We start from the raw sequence: 5,315 nt of genomic DNA on the forward strand, positions 1-5,315 counted from the left end.
TGCGCCTGGGCGAACGCCCGCCGCCGCCGCCGCATGCCATGGCGGCCGACGACGACGTCCCCGCACCCGCGGAGGTCGCGCCCCCAGCCACCGCGCAGCAACCGCCGCCACCGGAACCGCCGCCTGCGCCGGGCGAGGCACCGCGCAATGGCGCCTTCGGCGCGACCATGCGCGCCGTGGGGTGGCGCGAACGCGGCTTCGCCCCGGCGGTACCGCTGCTGGACGGTTTCACCGCGGCCCTGCGCCAGCCCGACGGCCACTGGCGCAGCGTGATGTCGCCGCCGCGGCGGTTCTCCAACGAATTCAAGACCCAGGTGGTGATGCTGTTCCTGGTCGGCATGCTGGCGATGCTGCCGCTGGCCTGGTGGTTCTCACGGGCGCTGTCGGCGCCGATCCGGCGCTTCGCCGAGGCGGCCGACCAGCTCGGCCGCAATCCCGACGCGCAGCCGCTGCGGCGCAGCGGCCCCAGCGAGATCGTGCAGGCGGCCGATTCGTTCAACGCGATGCAGGCGCGCCTGAATCGGCTGATCAACGAGCGCACGCACATGGTCGCGGCGATCGCCCACGACCTGCGCACGCCGTTGGCACGACTGGCGTTCCGCCTGGAGACACTGCAGCCGCCGCTGCGCGAGAAGACCATGGCCGACATCGACGAGATGAAGGCGATGATCTCCGCGGCGCTGGACTTCATCCACAACGACAGCCGCCGCGGCACGCGCTCGCCGCTGGATTTCCGCCTGCTGGTGGAAAGCGTGGTCGACGACGCCAGCGACACCGGCGCGGACGTGGTGCTGCTGCTCGGCGACGCCATCACCCTCGACGGCGACCCGCTGTCGCTGCGGCGCATGGTGATGAACCTGGTGGAGAACGCGCTGAAGTACGGCAAGCGTGCGCGCCTGCAACTGCGTCACGAGGCCGGCGAATGCGTGCTGTGGATCGACGACGACGGCCCCGGCATCGATCCCGCACAGCGCGAGAAGCTGTTCCTGCCGTTCTTCCGCGGCGAGAACTCGCGCAACCGCGACACCGGCGGCATCGGCCTGGGCCTGTCGGTGGCGCACAGCATCGTGCTGGCGCATGGCGGCCAGATCGCCCTGGACAACCGCCCAGAGGGCGGCCTGCGGGTCAGCGTGCGGCTGCCGTGCCAGGCGGTCGGTGGCTGAGCCGGGCGCGCCGCGTTCCGCCGTACGCCGATCGACTCAGCGCTGGTTCGGCTCGACGACCACGGCCGTGCCATAGCACAGCACTTCGGTCAGGCCGGCCATCAGCTCGGTGGCGTCGTAGCGCACCGCGACGATGGCGTTGCCGCCCATCTGCCGCGCGTGCTGCAGCATGTCCCGATAGGTCTCCAGGCGCGCCTGCTCGCACAGCTCGGTATAAATGGTGATGTTGCCGCCGAACAGCGTCTGCAGCCCGCCGAGGAAATTGCCGACGATGGAGCGCGAGCGCACGGTGATGCCGCGCACGATGCCCAGATTGCGCACGACCCGGTGGCCGGGAAGTTCCAGCGCGGTGGTCACCATCGCATCGTTCAGTGGCGAGACCGCCGCACGCGGCGGCGAGGAATTGTACGGATCGGTCATCGGTGTCCCCTGCTGGCGTGGCCCGTGGCTCCGCGGACCGCGGACCCGGCGCGCACGCACCGAGGCCGGCAGTGTTAGCACCGCATGAAGAACCACGCAATCGCCAGCACCAGGCCGCCACCCCATAGCAGCAGCATCGCCACGACGCCGGCCAGCACGACCGCCACCCGTCGCCATCGGCGCAGCCCGCGCGAACGCCGCACCACGTGCACGCACAGCCAGCCGCCCAGCGCCACGCCGCTGGCGACCACCGCCCATCCGAGCAGATCGATGAGCGGATCCTTGGGACCAACGTCGGCGGGGCATTGGCTGGTCGCATGCGCGGATGCCATGCAGCCGAGCAACACCATCACAAGCGCAATGCGTTCGAAAAGACGCCGTCGAACGCTCGTGCGCTCTACGACCGCTCGCGAAGACATGCCTGGTGCCATCACTGCGCGTGCTTGAGATTGGATTTGCGCAGGCCAAGCCCTTTCCAGAATGCCGGCGGATAGTGCAGATCCGGGCGCCCCACCCATCCCCGTACAAGATCGAGTTCGTAGCCCTCGTCCAGCTTCCGGTAGTGGACCGACGCAATGGCAATCTGATCCCAATCACCGGTGAAGGTGAGGTCGGCCAGCGACGCGGGATAAGACCCGGTACGCAGCTTGTACAGTTCAACCAACGACACCACTGTCTTGAAATGCTGGTCGCCGAACTTGGCATCGGCCTGCTCCTGCAGACCGCAGGCGGAAACGGCAAAGGCAACGAGCAACACCACACCAACGATCTTCAGCTTCATCCATCCCCCCAAAGACGCTCTCTCCGGCACCACAAGCGCCTCTCGCTCGGATCGCGATAGCGATAGCGATAGCGACGGCATTCCCCCACCACGCATAGTGCGCGTGATACCAGCTTACATTGCGCAACCCGCCCGCCGACTACGGCAAAAGCGGGCTTCCCGCCGCCATCCATTCCGGCAACGACGCCGCAAGCGGCACGCGCTCTGCCCCGGCCAGGACGCCCAGATCGCAGAGAAAGAGGGATACGCCGGTCTGGCCAACGCGACCAGCACGCCTTGGCCGACGCTGTCGTCGCCGATCAGCACATGGCGCGGCAGGCAGCGCGCGACCTCGAAGGTCGCATGGCGTTCGGCCAGGTCAGTGGCGGCGTACAGCCGCACTCCATCGGCGCACGGCTGCCCGGCCTGGGGCGTGCCCAGGGCGCGGATGGGTGGCTAGGTGTCTAGCGCGAAGGCCATAGCCGTCGCCACCATGGCGGCGTTTGCGGCGCTATGGCACCCGCATGTCGCTGCGCCACAGCCTCGGCATGACGCGACAGCAGCAGCGGAAGTGCCGTCGCCCGCCAGAACACCAGGCTGACGTATCCCGAGGACATGCCGCCATGGCTGAGGCGCGGCACGAAGACCGACTCGACGGATGTGTCGTCCAGCGTCGTGCCGACCAGGCGCACGAAGGTGTCGGCGAGCAGCGCCTCGCACTGCGTGGCCGTCGCCGGCAACGGCACGCCGGCCAGGGTCGACGCCATCTCTTCCCACAGATACGGATCGCCACGGCCGCCCCATCTGCTCGGCTCGTCCTGGAACAGGCCCGCCATGTCACCGATCGCGGTCATCGTTCTGCTGGCCTGCGGGCGCGCCGCTGCACTCAGTACGCGAACTCGCGGAACACGTGGTCGATGTCGCCCTGCCAGGCGCCGTGGTACAGCGCCAGCTTGCGCTCGGCCGCGGTCTCGCCGCCATGCAGGATTTCCACCAGCGGTTCGAGGAAGCGCGATTCGTCCTGGCCGTCGCGGTTCAGGCGCGCGCGCCGGCGCAGGCCGGACAGGGCGATCTTCACCGCCTCGGCAGCCAGGTCCTGCACGGTGCCGTTGCGGAACGGCAGCTTCAGCGCCTGCTTCGGCACGCCGTCGCGCAGCGCGTGGCGTTCGACCAGGCTGAAATCCTTGACCAGGTCCCAGGCCGCACCCAGCGCCGCATCGTCGTACAGCAGGCCGACCCAGAACGCCGACAGCGCGCACAGCCGGCCCCACGGACCGGCGTCGGCGCCGCGCATTTCCAGGTACTTCTTCAGGCGCACTTCCGGGAAAGCGGTGGTCATGTGGTCGGACCAGTCGCGCAGCGTCGGCAACGCACCGGGCAACGCCGGCAACTTGCCCTGCAGGAAATCGCGGAAGCTCTGCCCGCTGGCGTCGATGTAGGTGCCATCGCGGTAGGAGAAGTACATCGGCACGTCGAGCAGATAGTCGACGTAGCGCTCGTAGCCGAAGCCGTCCTCGAACACGAAGTCGAGCATGCCGGTGCGGTCGGCGTCGGTGTCGGTCCAGATATGCGAGCGGTAGCTGAGGTAGCCGTTGGGCTTGCCCTCGGCGAACGGCGAGTCGGCGAACAGCGCGGTGGCGATCGGCTGCAGCGCCAGCGACACGCGGAACTTCCTGATCATGTCCGCTTCGCTGGCGTAATCCAGGTTGACCTGCACCGTGCAGGTGCGCGTCATCATGTCCAGGCCGAGCGAACCGACCTTGGGCATGTAGCGCTTCATGATCTGGTAGCGGCCCTTGGGCATCCACGGCATCTCGTCGCGGCGCCACTTCGGCTGGAAGCCCATGCCGAGGAAACCCAGGCCCAGTTCGTCGGCGACCTGCTTGACCTCGTTGAGGTGGCTGCCCACTTCGACGCAGGTGTCGTGGATGGTCGGCAGCGGCGCGCCGGACAGTTCCAGCTGACCGGCCGGCTCCAGCGTCACCGAGGCGCCATCGCGCAGCAGGGCGATGGTGTGCCCGGCTTCGCGCACCGGCTCCCAGCCGAAGCGGGTCAGGCCCAGCAGCAAGGCCTCGATGCCGCGCTCGCCGTCGAAGGTCGGCGGCCGCAGGTCGTCCAGCCGGAAGCCGAACTTCTCGTGCTCGGTGCCGATGCGCCACTGCGCTTCGGGTTTTTCTCCGGAGGCAAGCACCTCGACCAGTTCGGCGCGGTCGGTGATCGGCGTCTCGGCAACGTGGCTGGGGCTCGACAAGGGCAGGACTCGCACGGCGGGTGAGGCGATGTGGGGACCATCCCCTGCCATCGCAAGGCCCGCACTATAGCGTGCCAAGGGCGCGGCCCGCGTCGCTACCGGCGGCACTGCAGCATTCCATGGCCGCGCCGCTGACGGCGTCGAGAGTGAGACGCAGCAAGCGTTCGCGGCGCCGGCTCGGCTAGGCTGCGGTCTCCTTCCCGCTCCGCCGCAGGCAGCGCCATGCGCCCGACCCACTCCGAACGCCATCGCACCGACCGCGCCGGCTGGCTGCGCGCGGCCGTGCTCGGTGCCAACGACGGCATCCTGTCCGTGGCCGGCCTGGTGGTCGGCGTCGCCAGCAGCGGCGCGTCGGCGGCCACGGTGCTGACCACCGGCATCGCCGGCCTGGTGGCCGGCGCGATGTCGATGGCCGCCGGCGAATACGTGTCGGTGCAATCGCAGGCCGATACCGAGCGCGCCGACCTGGCGCTGGAACGCCGCGAGCTGCACGAGGACCCGCAGAGCGAACTGGACGAACTCACCGCGATCTATCGCCAGCGCGGGCTGGAACCCGGCCTGGCCCGCCAGGTCGCCGAGCAGTTGACCGCGCACGATGCGCTGGGCGCGCACGCGCGCGACGAACTCGGCATCACCGAGAGCCTGCGCGCACGTCCGCTGCAGGCGGCGGCCGCGTCGGCGGCGGCGTTCTGCACCGGCGCCGCACTGCCGATCGTGGCCG

7 protein-coding genes are annotated in these 5,315 nt (G+C 69.4%); 2 read left to right on the forward strand and 5 right to left on the reverse strand.

Annotated features, from left to right (window positions below; genetic code table 11):
• A partial coding sequence (locus tag D588_RS0109030; RefSeq protein ID WP_017915741.1) for an ATP-binding protein occupies positions 1-1,163 on the forward strand: 1,163 nt, incomplete at its 5' end.
• Between the two features lie 36 nt (positions 1,164-1,199).
• On the opposite strand, the gene D588_RS0109035 is transcribed toward D588_RS0109030, so the two are convergent.
• The 5 genes from D588_RS0109035 to D588_RS0109060 form a co-directional block, all read right to left on the reverse strand.
• Complete coding sequence (locus D588_RS0109035) at positions 1,200-1,583, reverse strand: YbjQ family protein (protein WP_017915742.1); 384 nt, start codon at positions 1,581-1,583, stop codon at positions 1,200-1,202.
• A 74-nt stretch (positions 1,584-1,657) separates the two neighbouring features.
• Positions 1,658-2,002 carry a hypothetical protein gene (locus tag D588_RS0109040; protein ID WP_232764266.1) on the reverse strand — a complete coding sequence of 115 codons (345 nt, stop codon included), beginning with the start codon at positions 2,000-2,002 and terminating at the stop codon, positions 1,658-1,660.
• Positions 2,003-2,013: 11 nt separating this feature from the next.
• On the reverse strand, positions 2,014-2,364 hold the full coding sequence (locus D588_RS0109045) for a hypothetical protein (protein WP_017915744.1): 351 nt from the start codon (positions 2,362-2,364) through the stop codon (positions 2,014-2,016).
• A gap of 443 nt (positions 2,365-2,807) precedes the next feature.
• Complete coding sequence (locus D588_RS0109055; protein WP_017915746.1) at positions 2,808-3,197, reverse strand: hypothetical protein; 390 nt, start codon at positions 3,195-3,197, stop codon at positions 2,808-2,810.
• Between the two features lie 32 nt (positions 3,198-3,229).
• On the reverse strand, positions 3,230-4,594 hold the full coding sequence (locus D588_RS0109060; protein WP_017912001.1) for a glutamate--cysteine ligase: 1,365 nt from the start codon (positions 4,592-4,594) through the stop codon (positions 3,230-3,232).
• Positions 4,595-4,816: 222 nt separating this feature from the next.
• Between D588_RS0109060 and D588_RS0109065 the strand changes: the two genes are divergently transcribed.
• Positions 4,817-5,315, forward strand: a 499-nt coding sequence (locus tag D588_RS0109065; protein ID WP_017915747.1) for a VIT family protein, incomplete at its 3' end; no start/stop codon positions are given.

It is taken from the genome of Xanthomonas sp. SHU 308 (genome assembly GCF_000364645.1).
GTDB lineage: Bacteria > Pseudomonadota > Gammaproteobacteria > Xanthomonadales > Xanthomonadaceae > Xanthomonas_A > Xanthomonas_A sontii.

Coding starts and splice junctions, on each gene's coding strand:
- D588_RS0109035 (WP_017915742.1), bottom strand. CDS start 1,583: ATGACCGATCCGTACAATTCCTCGCCGCCGCGTGCGGCGGTCTCGCCA.
- D588_RS0109040 (WP_232764266.1), bottom strand. CDS start 2,002: ATGTCTTCGCGAGCGGTCGTAGAGCGCACGAGCGTTCGACGGCGTCTT.
- D588_RS0109045 (WP_017915744.1), bottom strand. CDS start 2,364: ATGAAGCTGAAGATCGTTGGTGTGGTGTTGCTCGTTGCCTTTGCCGTT.
- D588_RS0109055 (WP_017915746.1), bottom strand. CDS start 3,197: ATGACCGCGATCGGTGACATGGCGGGCCTGTTCCAGGACGAGCCGAGC.